Here is a 17,130-nt window from a genome sequence, read left to right as displayed (position 1 = left end):
AATTATTCAAGATATTATCCATTGTTTTAATTTGTCTGCATTACCCCAAAAAGCCATAGCTTCATAATCTGGATATGGGTAAAATCCCAGATTAAGTTCTATAGTGCTTTGGCGTGCAGTTATAAACTGTTTAACTAGTTCTAAAATAGTTATCGGCTCGCCACTGCATATATTGAGGATACCGTTACAATCTTGTTGTTCTATGACTTTAAGCAAATATTGCGCCACCGTCTCAACTGACAAATAGTCCCGGACCTGCTCGCCACCCGACATATTAAAAACTGGATGGCCATTTTCAATTGCCTGCTCTAATTGAGATAACAGACTGTTAGCATGTTGACCTGAACCATACATATAAAACAAACGACACCATTGGAGTGTAAAAGGTCGCTGTTTCTGCAGAGAAACCAGCCATTGCCTAAGATGATCTTTAGCCTGAGCATACGGGACATCTGGAAATGCTGGCATAGATTCCGTGAGTTGTCCTTCTTGTTTGCCATATTCAAGGCAAGTTCCTGTCACCAGAATCTGTTTGATTCCAGTCTCAAGCATGGTTTGTAAAAACTGCTTATGTGCAGGTAAAACAACGTCAAGATGAAAGCTTTGTTGATAATTTGGCAATCCACTCCATGCTAAATGAAAGAGAGCATCATAACTGGCTATCGATTCAGGCCACTCGGTATTCGGTTGTTCTATGTCGGCCTCGACACAATCGACTTGATGCCCCCACTCCATATTGAAAACATGCGATTTATCTCGTGCAATGACCGTGATTTGATGACCTTGTCGAAGTGCTTGAATGACTAAATGGTTTCCAATAAAACCGGTCGCACCTGTCACCAGTAACTTCATGATGAAATTTTTAATTCCGGAATAACCGTCACAAAATGGCCACCCCAATGTTGGATATGTGACTGTTGCTGCATCACCTCTTCAGCAATATTCCAAGGCAGAATCAACACAAAATCTGGTTGTCTTTTTGTGATCTGATCTGGTGCTAAAATCGGGATGTGAGAGCCGGGTAAAAATTTACCTTGTTTTGACGCTGCCGCATCCACCACAAAAGGTAATAAGTCAGTTGTGATCCCGGCATAATTCAGTAAGGTATTACCTTTTGCTGCCGCACCATAGGCTATCACCGACTTATTTAATCGCTTTTGCTCTATCAAAAAATCGATTAAAGCCTGTTTAATTTGTTCCGCATAACGTTGGAAGCCGGTATAGGTATGTAAGGTGGATAATCCAAATGTCTCTTCCTCCTCTAATAATCGATTCACGGCGATTTGAGTACTGCGTTTATCAAAGTCGTGACACGCATATATTCGTAGGCTACCACCATGTGTTGAAAGGGTTTCCACATCAAAAATTCTTAATCCTGCCTTGTCAAATATCTGACTGACCGTAATTAAGGAAAGATAGGAAAAGTGCTCATGGTAAACAGTATCAAACTGTCGATGCTGTATTAGCTGCATCAAGTGAGGAAACTCTAAAGTAATAGTCCCCTCATTTTTAAGCAGGGTCTTTAATCCCGATGTGAAATCGTTAATATCCGGTACATGCGCATAGACGTTATTCCCAATTATGAGATCAGCCTGTTTGCCTTTTTCGACAAGCTCTTGTGCTAATGATTGACCAAAGAACTCACGAATAATGGGAATTCCTAACTTTTCAGCATGGGCAGCAGTGCTGTCGGTAGGCTCAACGCCTAAACATGGAATCGACGCAGCCACGAAGTTTTTTAATAAATAGCCATCATTTGCCGCGACTTCGACCACCAAACTAGTCTGATCAAGTTGCAAGCGTTGGGTAATCTGCTGACAGTAGCGTTCTGCATGCATTAGCCAGCTTTGTGAGACTGACGAAAAATAGGCGTAATCATGGGTAAATAAGTTATCCGCTGCAGTAACATCTTCGGTCTGCACTAACCAACATTGGTCACATACAAACAACTTTAAAGGAAACTTGGTTTCTGGCTGGGTAAGTTGTTCAGCCGTTAAATAGGCATTTGAAGGTGGTGCGACACCAAGATCCAGAAAGGTATGGGTTAATGGTTTTTTGCAATGCCTGCAGTTCATTCGGTTGAACCCTTTAACCACTTTTCCACTGTCGGCAATGCGGCATCTCTTTCCGATAAGTTGTTTACCGGCAGTGGCCAATTGATCGCTAAATCAGGATCTTGAACATGAACACCGGCTTCAGCCGCTTCAGAATAAAAAGCGGTATGAAAATAAATTAATTCACTATCTGCCGCTAAGGCCTGGAAACCATGTGCACACCCTTCAGGAATGACAATCATCGTATCGTTTTGCTGGCTCAATTCTTCTGCATGCCATTGAAGAAAAGTGGGTGAGTCAGGCCGTAAATCCACTATCACATCCCATACGGCGCCTCGAATACAACGGATAAACTTCATTTCCGCCTCAGGAGAACGCTGATAATGCAGTCCTCTAACAGTACCCTCAGTTGTCGTTCGACTGAAATTCACTTGTTTAACTTCACGCTTTGCAAGAAAGGGAGCCAATGTTTTCTGACAAAACAATCTGGAAAACTGTCCACGCTGATCTGTAAACGACGTTTGTTTGATCACAAAAGCATAAGCAATATCCAATGATATGTGTTGCGTTGTCATGACCAGCAGACACCTGCTTTATTGGCATCGTCAATGTAACGTTGCCATTGACTTGCTGTATCCACACGGCCATCTTCTACTAATGCTTTATACCAAAGCGCTGTAGATTCAGTAGATTTATTCAAGTCCCAGACAGGTTTCCAACCTAACTGTTTACGCGCTTTATCACTATTAATTCCAAGACAAATCGTCTCATGTTGTGCGTCTCGTTTTGCAATATGCCATGTAAATGCCGGCCAGTGAGCATGTATAGACTCCAGCACATCACTCACCGTGGCAAATTGTCCAGAGGTAGGACCAAAGTTCCAGGCCTGAGCAACAGTATTCTCTTGCTCAAATAATTTTTGCCCTAATAACAAGTAACCACTTAATGAATCTAAAACATGTTGCCATGGTCTTGAGGATTCTGGAGAACGAACTTCTAAGGGAATTTTTTTCGCCACACTTCTGACAGCATCCGGGATCAATCGGTCTACCGACCAGTCTCCCCCACCAATCACATTACCTGCTCGGGCAGAAGCCAATAAAACCCCTAGCTTTTCAAAATAAGATTTTCGGTAACTATCAACCACCAGTTCTGTCGCCGCTTTGGAAGCACTGTAAGGATCATGCCCACCCAGACGATCAGATTCCGTGTATCCCTCTTTTTTTTCATGGTTCTCATAACACTTATCACTGGTGATAACCACAATTGCCCTCACTGAAGGTACATGGCGACAAGCTTCTAACAGGTTAACCGTCCCCATTACATTGGTTGACCAAGTCTCGATAGGCTCGCTATATGAAAGCCTGACAATGGGTTGAGCCGCCAAGTGAAAAACGATATCGGGCTGCCAGTCAGAAATAACCTTTGAAATTGTTTGATAATCACGAATATCCGTAAGCTTTTGCTGGATATCGAGATTTAATAAAGACCAATGATTGGGGGTCGTGTTGGGTTCCAATGCAAGACCATAGACTTTAGCCCCCATCTGGGTTAACCAAAATGCCAGCCAACTTCCCTTGAACCCGGTATGTCCGGTAACTAATACTTTTTTATTTCGATAAATGTCAGCAAACATTACTCCCAAACCTTCCAGGGTGCTGTGGTTTGCCATAGATTTTCCAAGCTGACTTTATCTCGCAGCGTATCCATTGCTTTCCAAAACCCTGTATGGCGATAGGCCATTAAAGACTGCTGATCTGCTAGTCGTTTTAGTGGAGATTCTTCCCATGCTGTCGTCGGACCATCTATAAAGTCTATGACCTCGGGTTCCAGCACAAAAAAACCACCATTGATCCATGAGCCATCACCCGCTGGTTTTTCCTGAAACTGTTCAACACTCTCACTGTTTAAATTAAGCGCTCCGTATCGACCTGGTGGCTGGATAGCCGTCACTGTGGCTAACTTGCCATGAGATTGATGAAACTCAATCAATTTTTGAATATTTATATCAGAAACGCCATCACCGTAAGTAAAGCAAAAAGTCTCGTTGCCAATATACTCTCTTACTTTTTTCAAACGTCCGCCCGTTTGGGTGTGTTCTCCAGTTTCAATCAACGTGACTTTCCAAGGCTCTACATGTTTTTCATGGACTTGCATTTGATTATTAGCCATATCAAATGTCACATCTGACATATGCAGAAAATAATTGGCGAAATATTCTTTAACAACATAACCTTTGTAACCCAAGCAAATAATGAACTCATTCACTCCGTAGTGGGAGTACTGTTTCATAATATGCCAAATAATGGGTTTGCCACCAATGGTAATCATTGGTTTAGGTTTCAGATGAGACTCTTCACTGATTCTGGTGCCCAAACCGCCGGCAAGAATGACTGCTTTCATAGTTAATCTACTGTGATTAAGGTGGGCTTAAGTGTTTCACAAATAGTTAAACAAAGACAATCCCTGTACCTTGACATAGACCTGTTGTGCTGCTTGCAAGCCAACTGATTTTAAATTTAACTGTGTAATAGCTTCAGCGTAATCAAGATCTTCAATTTGAGAAAGCGTGGTGGTCATGCTGAACTGCGAACTGTCATTGATTTCGCGTTGTTGCTCTACTGCATTTTGGCGTGTACCAATCCGGGTACGGGCATCCAGAGATGCATCCATGGCGTAGTCCATGTTCGCGAGAAAATCGCCATCATTAGGCGCCGTTCCAACTGTTCCAGTAGAGAGGGCATTGGTAAAGTCTTGGATTGTCTGAAATATAGCTTGGTTAGGTCCGGCTACAGTTTGCGTAATAAACAAATCATTGCCGGGTTCATTAATCGCTACCAAATAACCATCACTTACGCGTAATTGTCGTTGACCGCCATCACCGCCGTAGGCAAAGGTTGTGGTATCAAATGGTTGAACGTCAGATTGATAACCAGAAAACAAATATTCGCCATTGGAATCAGTCGTATTGGCTAATGCCACCAATGTTTCATTTAATTGTGTAATCTCTTCGGCAATACCCTGACGTGATTCATCACTATTAGTATCATTCAACGCCTGGACTGCCAGCTCTCGAATACGCTGCATGATATCTCCAGCACTTTTCAGGGTTCCATCGGTGGTGCTCAAACGGCTATCGGCTACATCGGCATTGTCTTGATATTGTTGTGACAGACCAATTTGTCTTTGCAAGTCCAGCATTTTGACTGCACCGATGGGATCATCCGACGGTGTTTGAATCCGTTTACCTGAAGAAACCTGCAATTGAGTTTTGGCCAATTCACTTTGCTGTCTCAGCATGGCTTCAAGGCCTTGCTGAGTAATACTATTAGTGGAGATACGCATGGGTTAATCTCCTAAAATGCGTTGATTAACGAATTAAATACAGTGTTGGAAACCGTGATGATCTGTGATGCAGCCTGATAGGCTTGTTGGAACTTGATCAGGTTTGCCGCCTCTTCATCGATATTCACACCAGATACACTCTCCGCCCGTTGGCGGATCTGACTCACCAGTCCAGCTTGCGTTTCCTGAGTCACTGTCGCTTGATTGGTGCGAGTCGCGACTTGAGAAACGATTGAGCCATATTGCTCGTTAAATGAGCGAGTGATTGCAGGTGGACCGGGATCCAGTACTACGGTGCTTTTATCTGTTTGCAATGATGCCATGGCAAGTGCATTTTCATTATTACCTACACCCGAATCGGTGGTGGATGAAGCCGCAATTAAACGGGTGTCCGTAATCGCCATGGTCATGGTCGCGGCGGTAATTCCGCCAGCATCAAAAAAATCTGTTCCGGCATTGCCATTGAGATCGATACCATTGCCGTGAGCAGTATTAAAGGCGGTAACAATCGATTCCGCCAATACATCCAACTCAGCTCGTGTGCTATCGACTACATCACTACGTGCCAGTATCGCACCGCCTATTTCACCGCCACTTAATTGCTGAGTAATATTAATTTGTGAAGATCCATAGCCGATGGCTGTACGCGGTGGATTGGTACTATTATCGGCAATCGTTGAAAGCTCTACACGACTATTACCAACAACAAGCCCTTGTCCATTACCGATAAATACATTGACTGCGCCGTTGTCTTGTTCAACTACGTTTACAGAAACCAAACCAGATAAATCGTTAATCAATCTATCGCGTTTATCCAGTAAATCATTGGGTTGATACCCCGCCGCTAAAGATTCCGAAATGGATCTATTTAAATCGACAATACCTTGTGACAGAACATTAATATCTTTGACCGATGCCGTGAGGGTACTGTCAATTTGCTTATCTAATTCTTGTAATTGACTATCCATGGTATTGAAACGATTAGCCAACAGCTCTCCTTGGGTGAGCATGACTTGGCGGGCGGCAATTGAAGTCGGATCATTGGCGACTTCTTGCACAGAGTTGAAAAATGCTTCCAACCCGCCACTAATGCTCAGGGAAGAAGAGCCCAGCAAATCATCAACCTGCTTGGAAAATGTCAAAAAACCGTCTTGCTGTGATTCAGCAGAGGTATAGGTTCGTAATTGATTGACTAGAAACTGATTGAAGATACGGTCAACACCCGTAACACCAACCCCATTACCGATGTAATATCCACCCTCAAAGTTGGCTGGTTGAGTGCCCTGATCAGTACGTTGCCGTGAATACCCTACGGTATTGACGTTACTAATGTTATGACTGGTGGTGGCCAGTGCTGTCTGTGCGGCTAATAAAGCGGAACTACCAATATTCAGCATGCTCATTTAGATGATCCTCTGCGAGCTTTCGCTGGGTTAATACCCCAGATTCTGAATATATTTATGCGAAATCTGTGCCAGAGTATCGCTATTCATAATGCGTTTTATTTTATTGGCATATTGTGGATCGGTGGCATAACCCGCTTCGTGTAATTTCTCAACGAAAGTTTCCGGACGTCCAACATGTCTTAAGGCATCTTTATAACGCGGTTGTGATTGAAGGAAGCTGACATAATCATCAAAGGATTGTTGGTAATCGTCATAGGAACGAAAGCGGGATTGTTCAGCTACAGGCTTGCCATCACGATATTCCAGCGCGTTTTTCGCAACAAAATCCCCATCCCAACGACTATCTGCTTTGATATTAAATAAATTAAAACTGGATTGTCCTTCATTATCTTTAAGCACATATCGACCCCAACCCGTTTCCAATGCAGCCTGGGATAAGATGACATCTGCTGTGGTGCCTAGCTTATCTGCCGCTTTTTGTGCCAAAGGCCAAAGTTGTTCGACAAAATCTTCAGGAGATCTAAAACGCTGCGGCATTGCGTTCAACTTGCTGCTATCAACACTGTCAATGCTTTCTTCAGAGGGTTTATCAGCATTTTCGTGGATTTCTTTCACTATGCGTCGTAAGTCTTGGCGAACCGTCACAGTGTCAAAACTATAGCTTTGACCACCAACTGGAATATCAGATTTCACTTCGCCACCCAGTTGCCGAATGATCACATCCTGCAGTCCTAAGCCGCCACGTTTAGAGAGATCCATCGCTAATTGCTGGTCGGCCATTTCACGATACATTTTTCCGTGATTTGAATCAAAAATGCCTTCAGCCAAACTTGCTTGACGCATACTTTTCAACATCATTGTGGTGAAAAGAGCTTCAAACTGTGCAGCCACTTGCTGCATGGTCTGACCATCATTCTCTGAATTCAATGCCGATTGACGCAGTTGATTTAAGCCATGAAAATCAACTGCGTTTTGCTGGATATCGGAAGAAATCGTCATGAGTTAATCAACAAAACTCAAATGATTATCAGTTCAGCGCGTAAAGCGCCTGCTTGTTTTAAGGCTTCCAAAATCGCAACCAAATCGCCTGGCGCAGCACCTACTTGATTCACCGCACGCACAATTTCATCTAACGAAACACCGGGGTTAAATACAAACATTCGACTATTTTCTTCTGATATTTCAATATCATAGTTTGGCGTAATAACCGTTTCTCCAGCGGAGAAAGCGTTAGGTTGCGACACTTCTGGATTGGCTGAAATTGTCACCGACAAACTACCGTGGGTTACCGCTGCAGGACTGACTCGAACATTTTGACCAATCACCACTGTACCACTGCGTGAGTTCACCACGACTCTTGCTGCAGCTTCTCCTGGACTAAGTTCCAGATTTTCAATTAACGATAAAAATGGAATACGTTGGTTGGGATCTCTTGGGGCGTTGACTCGAACAGAACTAGCATCCATAGAACTAGCTGTACCACGTCCTAATGTTTGATTAATCGCATCAGATAATCGGCTGGCAGTAGTGAAGTCCGCCTGATGTAAATTTAGAATAATGTGATCACCCACATTTAAGGCATTTTGTACCGTCCGCTCCACCGTGGCACCATTTGGAATACGACCGGCACTGGGGATATTTACGGTGACACGTGAGCCATCAAGTGCTTCAGCACCAAAACCACCCACCACTAGGTTACCTTGCGCCATGGCATATATTTCGCCATCAGCACCTTTTAGCGGAGTCATGATCAAACTACCCCCCCGCAGGCTTTTTGAATCACCTAGAGATGACACCGTAATATCAATAGTTTGGCCAGGTTTGGCAAAAGGCGGCAAATCGGCATGTACAGAAACTGCCGCTATATTTTTACTTTTAGGATCCACTCCTGCCGGTACAGTCACCCCCATTTCACGCAACATACTGCGTAAAGTCTGGCCAGTAAATGCTGTTTTATCACCTGTGCCACTTAAACCAACGACTAATCCATAGCCCACCAATTGGTTATTTCGGACACCACCAATAGAGGCTAAATCTTTGATACGTTCCGCCTGAGCAGCTGACATCATCAACATTAACAAAGCGGCAAATAACGTGTTTATTGTTGTTTTCATTATCCTAACCTCAGAAAGGCATTAACGAGCCGATGAAAAACCGACTTAACCACCCCATTGAATTAGAGTCATTAGACGGACCATCACCTACGTATGTAATTTGTGCATCAGCAATTCGAATGGATGAAATAGTATTGGTCGAGTCAATATCACGTGGACTGATCATGCCGGTTAACCTTACATATTCATTACCTTGATTAATCGTAACAACCTTCTCTCCACGAACAATCATATTGCCGTTGGCTAACACCTCAACCACAGAAACACTGATATCGCCGCTTAAACGATTATTTTGCTCACTTTCACCTTCTCCCTCAAAACTGTTGGAAGATCCGGTACTGAAGGCAAGATTATTATCATCCGTATTTGCCAACGGTAATACACCTGGCAGACTAAATTGTGGCGTGGTACCAAATAGGGTTGGATTATTTATATTGTTGGTACTGCTTTTATCGACTGTAGTGGTAGCTTCTTTCTCAGCATCAGTCCGCTCATCCAAACGCACTGTCAAAATATCGCCAACTCGACGAGCCTTATAATCTTCATACAATGTAATATTGCTACGCGTGTCAAAAATGGCACCGTCATTACGCTCTACCGACTCCGTGGCTATTGGACGCACTGCAGCATAGGCAGGGTCTCGCTTTACTTCATTACTGACACAGGCAGAAAGTAAAACAAGAGAGCTTATCCCTAATAGTCGGTTAATAAATTTCATGTGAATCTCCAAACAACTTTATGTTCAGAATTTAACCTGCAGAGTCCATGCCATAATTGTGTTTTAAATTGATAAAAAGAACGGCTGAACCACAAGTATAAAAAAACCCCGATAGTGCAATAATTGCACTATCGGGGCTAAGTAAAGGCGATTACAGATTTTGACTAGCGTATTGCAGCATTTGATCCGCTGTAGAAATGGCTTTTGAGTTCATTTCATAAGCACGTTGGGTTTCGATCATATTAATCAGTTCGGTGACCACATTAACGTTTGAGGTTTCTAATGCTCCACCAATGACTCGGCCAAGACCATCCAGAGTTGGTGTACCCACAATAGGCACACCACTGGCGCCGGTTTCTTTAAACAGGTTTTCACCTACTGGTTGTAAACCAGCTGGATTCACAAAATCAGCTAATTCTATTTCACCAATAACCGTTGGTTCATTATCACCTGGTTGGGTCACACTCACCGTTCCATCAACACCGACCGTAACACTTTGCACGTCATTTGGAATGTTAATACCGGGATCCAACAAATAGCCATTTGACATCACAACATCACCATCGGCATTAATTTGGAAGGTGCCATCACGGGTGTAAGCAATATCACCATCAGGCATCAAAACCTGAAAGTAGCCACGACCATCAATGGCCACATCCAAAGCGTTATTCGTCTGAATAATATTACCTTGGGTATGCAGCTTTTCAGTGGCGACAGTGCGTACACCGGTACCAATCATTAGGCCAGATGGCAATTGATTGTCAGTGGTTGTCTGAGCGCCCGGTTGACGAATGGTCTGGTATAACAAGTCTTCGAACACGGCGCGGTCTTGTTTAAAACCCGTAGTATTCACGTTCGCCAAATTATTCGAGATCACCGACATCCTTGTTTGCTGAGCATCAAGCCCGGTTTTCGCAATCCATAATGCCTGGTTCATAAACTTTCTCCTAAATACGCCGTTGCCATGTTACTAACCATTTATCTGCAACATGCGTGCCGAAGCGGCGCTATTTTCTTCTGCAGTGCTCATCATTTTGACTTGCATCTCATATTTACGTTGTAACTCAATCATATTGACCAAAGCACCTACAGCGTTAACGTTGCTGCCCTCAATGGTGCCTGAGGCAACTTTGACTGTGGCATCCAATGGCGCTTCAGTGCCATCAGACATACGCATTAGGCCATCGCTATCTTTAAACACGTTTTGCAAATCTGGTTTGACCAGTTTAATTCGGTCGATCACTGCTATTTCATTTTCAGCACCTCCAATCGGGCGAATGGAAATAGTGCCGTCAGCACCAATATCCATTTTTTCAGCTGGCGGGATAGCAATTGGACCGCCCTCACCCATCACCGGCAAACCTGTTCCGGTAACCAACTGACCAAATTCATTAACATGTAAATCACCGGCGCGGGTATAACCTTCCCGACCATCCTTGCCTGTTACAGCAATAAAACCTTCGCCTTGTACAGAAATGTCCAGTTCACGACCTGTAGATTGCACACTGCCTTGTTGGTAATCCGTAGCGGGACGTTCTGTCATGGAATACACACGTGTCGGCAAACCTTCGCCAAATACCGGCATCGAACGAAACTGTTCCAAATCGGCACGAAATCCCGTGGTATTCACGTTGGCTAAATTATTAGCATTGGTCGCCTGCGCCAACATAGTTTGCTGCGCTGCATTCATTGAGATGTATAACATGCGATCCATAATTAGCCTCTTAACGCTTCAAAACGAACATTAACCACTACCAACCTAACGCAGGTTGATAATGGTTTGGGTGATGGCATTATTGGTTTCAATCGCTTTTGAATTAGCCTGGAAATTACGTTGTGCGGTAATCAAACCAACCAACTCTTTAGTCAAATCGACGTTTGACGATTCCAAAGCACCAGACTGAATCAGGCCAAAACTGCCTGTTCCTGCTTCGCCTATACGAACGTCACCAGACTCTAAAGTGGCTTCCCAAGCGGTGTTACCAATTTGTTTTAATCCTTGTGGATTGGGAAAGTCTGCTAATACTATTTTGGCTACATTGGTTGTTTGCCCATTTGAATATTGGGCTTGTACCAAACCTGTATCATCGATATCCAAGCCCGTTAAGCGTCCAGTAGGAAAACCATTTTGATCGGTATCGAGCACCGTAAAGGCTGCTGAGTTTTGTGTTGAGCCGGCAAAATTAATTTCAAAATTCAAATCCACTGCACCACTGCTCAATCCCGAAAAAGTATACGTTTCAGTAGGAGTAACACCCGCATCCAATGCGCCACCTAAAGCGGGATCAAATGTTAGTGTTTTGGTGGTTTGTCCCCCGCCAAATTCCACCAGAGTTTGGCTGCCTGTTGGTTCATTAATGTAAACCTGTACATTCCATTCATTTGCTACATTGGTTTTTTGATAGTAATAGGTCAATGTACTTTCATTACCTAAAGAATCAAAAACATTGCTGGAGGTTGAGTTGGTATAGGTCTCTGGATCATTAGGATCAATTGGCGTCGCGACTGGATCAATATCTGGAGCAGTCGAAGGAAGGTTTGCTGCAATATCTACTTCCGTTGTGGCTTGAGGAACACCAGCAGCAACTGGCAGGCGAATTGGATTTGTTCCGCCCAACGCTGTTGAAGATACACTTCCATCAGCATTCACTGGAAAACCAAGCAAATACTGTCCTGAACTATTCGTAATGTATCCATCACGATTGATATTAAATGCACCAGCCCGGCTATATAAAACTTGCTGAGAATCCAAAGCAGGGGAAAGCGCGTAGAAACCTTGCCCATTACCACTGATCGCTAAATCCAGTGAATTGTTGGTTGTTTCAAGATTTCCTTGATTAAATTGCTGCGCGACATTGTTCAATACAACACCAGTACCGATAGCGGTATTGCTATTTCCAAAAGTAGATAAGGAGTAAACATCACCGAATTCTGCTCGCGAACCTTTAAAACCAATGGTGTTGATGTTGGCAATATTGTTCGATTTCACATTCAAATCGGCAGTGGCGGCATTGAGGCCGGTTAGAGCTGTATTAAATGACATGGTGCTTACCCCTTAAATAATTTCTTGAACTTCACTGAACGGTACTGAACCGATACCGGCCAGATTAATTGTTAGGCCTTGACCGCCCGACCCGACCAATACACTATCTACTTTAGCCATTACTGCAGTAGCAAAGGCGGTATTTTGTCCATCAACGGTGCCTGTTGCCATAAATTGATAAACACCTTCAGGCATGGCTTCACCATCATTATTCAAACCATCCCATTCAAAATTGGTGTAGCCCGATGCAGCTCCCATAGGAATGGTTCGAACCAACTCACCCGTATCGCTAAATATTTTCATTTCTAAATTAGATACAGGCTCTTCAACATTGATCTGTCCACGCATTGGAGAATCAGCCGTCATCACCCCAATGGAAGAAGGAACCAACACTGATCGCCCCACTAATGAAGAGCCTTGTAACGCTTGATCAGATTGCATAGCTTTAGCAAAACTTGCGAACGAATCCTGTAAATCACTGATCCCGCTCACTGTGCTGAAGGAAGCGATTTGTCCCAGAAAATCACCACTTTCCATTGGTTTGAGTGGGTCTTGATTCATTAGCTGGGTCGTCATCAAGGACATAAAATCCTCCATCTGCAACTTGCCAGGATCGTTTTCTTCTTCCGTTGTACTGGTCGTGTTCTTACTATTAAGAAAAGCATAGGGATTGTCGCTAACACCATTTATTGCCATTTCGATGACTCCCTGACGTTACTTGCCAAGCTGCAATGTTTGCAGCAGCAATTGTTTAGAAGTGTTAGCAATCTCAACATTGTTCTGATACGAACGAGAAGCCGACATCATATTTGCCATTTCAGCAATGGCATCCACATTTGAGTGATAAATGTATCCATTTTCATCCGCCATCGGGTGGGCAGGATTGTATTCTTGTCGAACTGGAGCCTGACTTTCGGTAACTCCCAAGACTTGCACTGATCCCGATTTATAACCTTCTTGAGCATCATCTAGGACTGTGGCAAAAATGGGTTGGCGGGTACGATAGGTTTCATTGACACTACTGCTCACGCTATCGGCATTCGCCAAGTTACTCGCCGTAGTATTGAGTCGCAATGACTGAGCACTCATTCCACTGCCTGCAATATCGAAAATATTAAATAATGACATGGCAGATTATTCTCCTTTGATTGCCTTGGTCAGCCCTTGGAAGCGTGAACCTAAAAATTCCAAACTCGCTTGGTACTGAACTGCGTTTTGCATAAACTGTGCCTGTTCGACTTGCTCATCAACCGTATTGCCATCTAATGAATCCTGAAGCGTTGTACGGTATTGTGTTGCAGCTTCGAACGGGTTCTCACCATTTCCGGCAATATGCTTTTGATGGGTTGTGTTTAAAGCGGCAGATTTTTGCCCTGATGCTGCCATTTGCAATGCCGTTTGGAAATCCATATCTTTCGCTTTGAAGTTAGGGGTATCGGCGTTAACTAAGTTTGTCGCCAGCATTTCTGCCCGTTGTGTACGGATTCGCAATGCATCAGCATGAATTCCCAAGGCAGAATCAAAATTTATTGGCATGTTGTCTCTCCAACGAACATTTACTTTTATTTGATTAAGCATCTTGCATGCCATATTTTATTTTTATTATTTATCAATAACTTAAATACGCTGCGGCAAATTAAATAATGCAAAGCGGCAAGCAATTGCCACTCACCAAAATCGGTAAGATTCTATTGCTATAATTCGTCTGCTACAGAGTATTAATTGAAGAAAATCCCGGATGGGACGATACATTTGCCAACTGGCTCACGTATTTAAAAAATAGATTGTCGCTAATCGCCATAAGTGCTTGACCCACAATGCTTTTAGCGTTAAAACCAAAGACCTATATGGAGCGTCACCAAAGTGAAAAAGTTTGCGGCAAATAATGGTTTCACCCTGATTGAGTTAATGATCACGTTAGTGGTGGTCATAATCCTAGTCGCCATTGCAGCACCGAGCTTTAATTCCATGATTCGAGACAGTCGTGCGGCCACTCAAGCCAATAATCTTCTTTCCTCCCTACAAGTCGCTCGTTCTGAAGCCATTAATCGTGGGGTCCGGGTAAGTATGCGACGTATGAGTAATACCAATAGTGTTTGGGAAGATGGCTGGCGCATATTCACCGATTGGGATGGAGATGGGGTTTTCGATGGTGATTTAGCTGTAAAGGATTGCAGTATTGACGGTCAGGATTGTTTATTAATGGAACAGCAAGCGTTAGCAAATAATATAACGTTGAGAACAGGTGGAAACTACGCGGTTGGTGTGATGTTTTTACCCTCCGGTGAAGTAAGACGAGCAGGTGGCGCAATAGGTAATGACACATTTACTTTATGTATTCCTGATACGGTTGAGCGAAATATTATTGTTGGGCCTGGTGGCAGAGCAAGAATTGAGCAAGGGGTCAACTTATGTCCTTAAGCCAAAGAGGTTTTACACTGTTAGAGGTGATGATCGCGTTATTTGTCTTGGCGATTGGCTTGCTTGGAATGGCACATTTGCAAATAACATCACTGAAACACAATCAAAGTGCTGAGTATCGTACACAAGCCGCTCTTTTTGCTGCGGATATGTTGGACCGAATGCGAGCTAATCGTGAGGCAGCACAAAATGGAAACTATGCTTTAGCGGTAGGAGCCAATCTACCTGCAAACACTAATACTATTGCTGATGCTGACATTGTCGATTGGCGAGGTAATCTTTCTCAATATTTACCCAATGGAATAGGCCAAATTGCCTGTGGTGCGTTTAATGCTAACAGTGAATTTGTATGTGATATCACCATCAGCTGGACTGAAACGCAAAATGATGGCAACAACTATGGAACACTTGGCACTTCAACCTTCACTATTAGTGGAGCAATATGATGCATCACAAAGTAAAACAGCAAGGTTTTTCATTAGTAGAATTGATGGTTGCCATCGTTTTGGGTTTAATTCTCGTTGCAGGTGTAATCGAATTATTTGTCAATAATAGACAGGTTTATCGCGTTCAGGATGCTCAGTCTCGGCTACAGGAAAATGGCCGCTACGCAATAAAAATCCTTTCACAATCAATTGAACGAGCTGGCTATCTGGGCTGCGCAACACGCTCCGCTTTAAACATTACAAATGTGCTCAACACTCCAAACGCTTACTTATGGGATATCACCACCCCTATTGAAGGGCAAGAAGCTACAGGTGCTAATTCATGGACACCCGCCGCAGATGCCAGCATAACGCAACCCGTTGGTGGTAGTGACATTCTGACCATTCGCACAATTGAACCACCTGAGCTAAGGGTGGTATCACATCCCACGACCGGTTTACCTGGTAGTGCAGATATCACTGTAAATGGCAGTAATGGCCTTGCTACAGGGGATATTGTGTTAGCCCATGATTGTGTCGCTGGAGCTATTTTTGAAATAACATCCGCTACACCCAGTAATGGCACACTAGCACATGCTCAGGGTGCAGGAACATCAAAGACTCCCGGCAATGCCACTGCGACTTTAGGTTATAACTTTGGTGCAGGTTGGGTAAATAAGATTGCCACCAACAGCTTTTACATCCGATTACGTGAGAATGCTCCGATTCCGTCGTTATACCGAAAAACAGCGGGGGAAGACGCAGTTGAGCTGGTTGAAGGCATTGAATCCCTACAAATTCGATATGGTGTTGATACAACGGGTAACGGCTCTACAGATGCATATCAAACAGCAGATCAAGTTGGTAACTGGAATAACGTTGTCAGTGTACGAATAAGTTTAGTAATGGTGAGCCTTGAAAACAACCTAACTGTGAATGGAAGTCAATCTTATCGTTTAGAAGGGGGGCTTGTTAATCCAGGTGACCGAAGGCTGAGAAGAGTATTTACACGTACCGTAACATTACGTAATCGTGTTTCGTAGCAGGGAAGTGAAATGAAAAAACAAACTGGCGCAGCGCTCATAGTAAGTTTAGTCATTCTATTGATTATGACCATGATCGGCCTTGCTGCGATGCGCACCAGCTCAATGGCAGAAAAAATGGCGGCAAATACCATGGATGTTGAAATTGCTTTCCAAGCGACGGAAATAGCCCTACGTGATGCAGAATCCTGGGTCGCGGCCTTAACCGCCGAGCCAGATCCAAACGATACTGGCTCCAATAACATTTGGACAGCTGATGCAATGGATCCTGATCTGAACAATCCTGAAAGTTGGTGGCATGAACGAAATGCAGCCTGGTGGGCAGCCAATGGAATTGCACATGCGACAGACATCACATTCGATACGAATGCTGGAACAACCACGATTACTACTCCCAGATACATCATCGAATATCAACAATTTGTAACAGATGACTTGGTTGTTGGGACAGGGGGCGGACCATCAACTGGCCGCGTATATTATCGTGTCACTGCTCGTGGTACTGGTGGTAGCAATCAATCCCGCGTAATGCTGCAAAGCACAATGGCTAAGAGGTTTTAA

Annotated in this window: 20 protein-coding genes; 4 read left to right on the top strand and 16 right to left on the bottom strand. The window is 43.7% G+C overall.

Features of this window, described 5'->3' with window-relative positions; all coding sequences use genetic code 11:
• Positions 1–6: 6 nt before the first annotated feature.
• The 16 genes from ACN0V2_RS06285 to flgB all read right to left on the bottom strand — a co-directional run bounded on the left by ACN0V2_RS06285 (position 7) and on the right by flgB (position 14,216).
• Positions 7–852, bottom strand: coding sequence for an NAD-dependent epimerase/dehydratase family protein (locus tag ACN0V2_RS06285; RefSeq protein ID WP_417549943.1), 846 nt, complete (start codon positions 850–852; stop codon positions 7–9).
• Positions 849–2,075: a class I SAM-dependent methyltransferase gene (locus ACN0V2_RS06280; RefSeq protein ID WP_417549942.1), complete on the bottom strand. Its 1,227-nt coding sequence runs from the start codon at positions 2,073–2,075 to the stop codon at positions 849–851. The genes ACN0V2_RS06285 and ACN0V2_RS06280 overlap by 4 nt, the downstream gene beginning before the upstream one ends.
• Positions 2,072–2,629: a dTDP-4-dehydrorhamnose 3,5-epimerase family protein gene (locus tag ACN0V2_RS06275; protein ID WP_417549941.1), complete on the bottom strand. Its 558-nt coding sequence runs from the start codon at positions 2,627–2,629 to the stop codon at positions 2,072–2,074. The genes ACN0V2_RS06280 and ACN0V2_RS06275 overlap by 4 nt, the downstream gene beginning before the upstream one ends.
• The gene (gene rfbG / locus ACN0V2_RS06270) at positions 2,626–3,726 is read right to left on the bottom strand and encodes a CDP-glucose 4,6-dehydratase (protein ID WP_417549940.1); all 1,101 of its coding nucleotides are present in this window, start codon (positions 3,724–3,726) and stop codon (positions 2,626–2,628) included. Before rfbG ends, ACN0V2_RS06275 begins: the two co-directional genes overlap by 4 nt.
• The gene (gene rfbF / locus ACN0V2_RS06265; RefSeq protein WP_417549939.1) at positions 3,690–4,457 is read right to left on the bottom strand and encodes a glucose-1-phosphate cytidylyltransferase; all 768 of its coding nucleotides are present in this window, start codon (positions 4,455–4,457) and stop codon (positions 3,690–3,692) included. The genes rfbG and rfbF overlap by 37 nt, the downstream gene beginning before the upstream one ends.
• A gap of 36 nt (positions 4,458–4,493) precedes the next feature.
• Complete coding sequence (gene flgL / locus ACN0V2_RS06260) at positions 4,494–5,399, bottom strand: flagellar hook-associated protein FlgL (RefSeq protein WP_417549938.1); 906 nt, start codon at positions 5,397–5,399, stop codon at positions 4,494–4,496.
• An 11-nt stretch (positions 5,400–5,410) separates the two neighbouring features.
• A complete protein-coding gene (gene flgK, locus ACN0V2_RS06255) occupies positions 5,411–6,802 on the bottom strand; it encodes a flagellar hook-associated protein FlgK (RefSeq protein WP_417549937.1) in 1,392 nt (463 codons plus the stop codon).
• Positions 6,803–6,832: 30 nt separating this feature from the next.
• Positions 6,833–7,804, bottom strand: a complete 972-nt coding sequence (flgJ, locus tag ACN0V2_RS06250; RefSeq protein ID WP_417549936.1) for a flagellar assembly peptidoglycan hydrolase FlgJ — start codon at positions 7,802–7,804, stop codon at positions 6,833–6,835.
• A gap of 17 nt (positions 7,805–7,821) precedes the next feature.
• A complete protein-coding gene (locus tag ACN0V2_RS06245) occupies positions 7,822–8,919 on the bottom strand; it encodes a flagellar basal body P-ring protein FlgI (RefSeq protein ID WP_417549935.1) in 1,098 nt (365 codons plus the stop codon).
• Positions 8,920–8,929: 10 nt separating this feature from the next.
• A complete protein-coding gene (locus ACN0V2_RS06240) occupies positions 8,930–9,637 on the bottom strand; it encodes a flagellar basal body L-ring protein FlgH (RefSeq protein ID WP_417549934.1) in 708 nt (235 codons plus the stop codon).
• 151 nt (positions 9,638–9,788) lie between these two features.
• Positions 9,789–10,574: a flagellar basal-body rod protein FlgG gene (gene flgG / locus ACN0V2_RS06235; protein ID WP_417549933.1), complete on the bottom strand. Its 786-nt coding sequence runs from the start codon at positions 10,572–10,574 to the stop codon at positions 9,789–9,791.
• 33 nt (positions 10,575–10,607) lie between these two features.
• Positions 10,608–11,351 carry a flagellar basal-body rod protein FlgF gene (gene flgF / locus ACN0V2_RS06230; RefSeq protein WP_417549932.1) on the bottom strand — a complete coding sequence of 248 codons (744 nt, stop codon included), beginning with the start codon at positions 11,349–11,351 and terminating at the stop codon, positions 10,608–10,610.
• 45 nt (positions 11,352–11,396) lie between these two features.
• Positions 11,397–12,680: a flagellar hook protein FlgE gene (gene flgE, locus ACN0V2_RS06225; protein ID WP_417549931.1), complete on the bottom strand. Its 1,284-nt coding sequence runs from the start codon at positions 12,678–12,680 to the stop codon at positions 11,397–11,399.
• Between the two features lie 12 nt (positions 12,681–12,692).
• Positions 12,693–13,376, bottom strand: coding sequence for a flagellar hook assembly protein FlgD (locus ACN0V2_RS06220; protein WP_417549930.1), 684 nt, complete (start codon positions 13,374–13,376; stop codon positions 12,693–12,695).
• Positions 13,377–13,394: 18 nt separating this feature from the next.
• On the bottom strand, positions 13,395–13,808 hold the full coding sequence (gene flgC, locus ACN0V2_RS06215; protein ID WP_417549929.1) for a flagellar basal body rod protein FlgC: 414 nt from the start codon (positions 13,806–13,808) through the stop codon (positions 13,395–13,397).
• A 6-nt stretch (positions 13,809–13,814) separates the two neighbouring features.
• Positions 13,815–14,216: a flagellar basal body rod protein FlgB gene (flgB, locus tag ACN0V2_RS06210; RefSeq protein ID WP_417549928.1), complete on the bottom strand. Its 402-nt coding sequence runs from the start codon at positions 14,214–14,216 to the stop codon at positions 13,815–13,817.
• 327 nt (positions 14,217–14,543) lie between these two features.
• On the opposite strand from flgB, the gene ACN0V2_RS06205 reads away from it, so the two are divergent.
• From ACN0V2_RS06205 to ACN0V2_RS06190, 4 genes are read left to right on the top strand one after another with little or no spacing between them, the layout of a single operon-like run.
• The gene (locus ACN0V2_RS06205) at positions 14,544–15,101 is read left to right on the top strand and encodes a GspH/FimT family pseudopilin (RefSeq protein WP_417549927.1); all 558 of its coding nucleotides are present in this window, start codon (positions 14,544–14,546) and stop codon (positions 15,099–15,101) included.
• On the top strand, positions 15,092–15,547 hold the full coding sequence (gene pilV, locus ACN0V2_RS06200; protein ID WP_417549926.1) for a type IV pilus modification protein PilV: 456 nt from the start codon (positions 15,092–15,094) through the stop codon (positions 15,545–15,547). The genes ACN0V2_RS06205 and pilV overlap by 10 nt, the downstream gene beginning before the upstream one ends.
• A complete protein-coding gene (locus tag ACN0V2_RS06195; protein WP_417549925.1) occupies positions 15,544–16,569 on the top strand; it encodes a PilW family protein in 1,026 nt (341 codons plus the stop codon). The genes pilV and ACN0V2_RS06195 overlap by 4 nt, the downstream gene beginning before the upstream one ends.
• Before the next feature lie 12 nt (positions 16,570–16,581).
• Entirely contained in the window at positions 16,582–17,130 is a 549-nt protein-coding gene (locus ACN0V2_RS06190; protein ID WP_417549924.1) for a pilus assembly PilX family protein, read from the top strand.

This window comes from Methylophaga sp. (genome assembly GCF_048266885.1).
Classification (GTDB): domain Bacteria; phylum Pseudomonadota; class Gammaproteobacteria; order Nitrosococcales; family Methylophagaceae; genus Methylophaga.
This window is presented reverse-complemented; position numbering and strand designations above follow the sequence as displayed.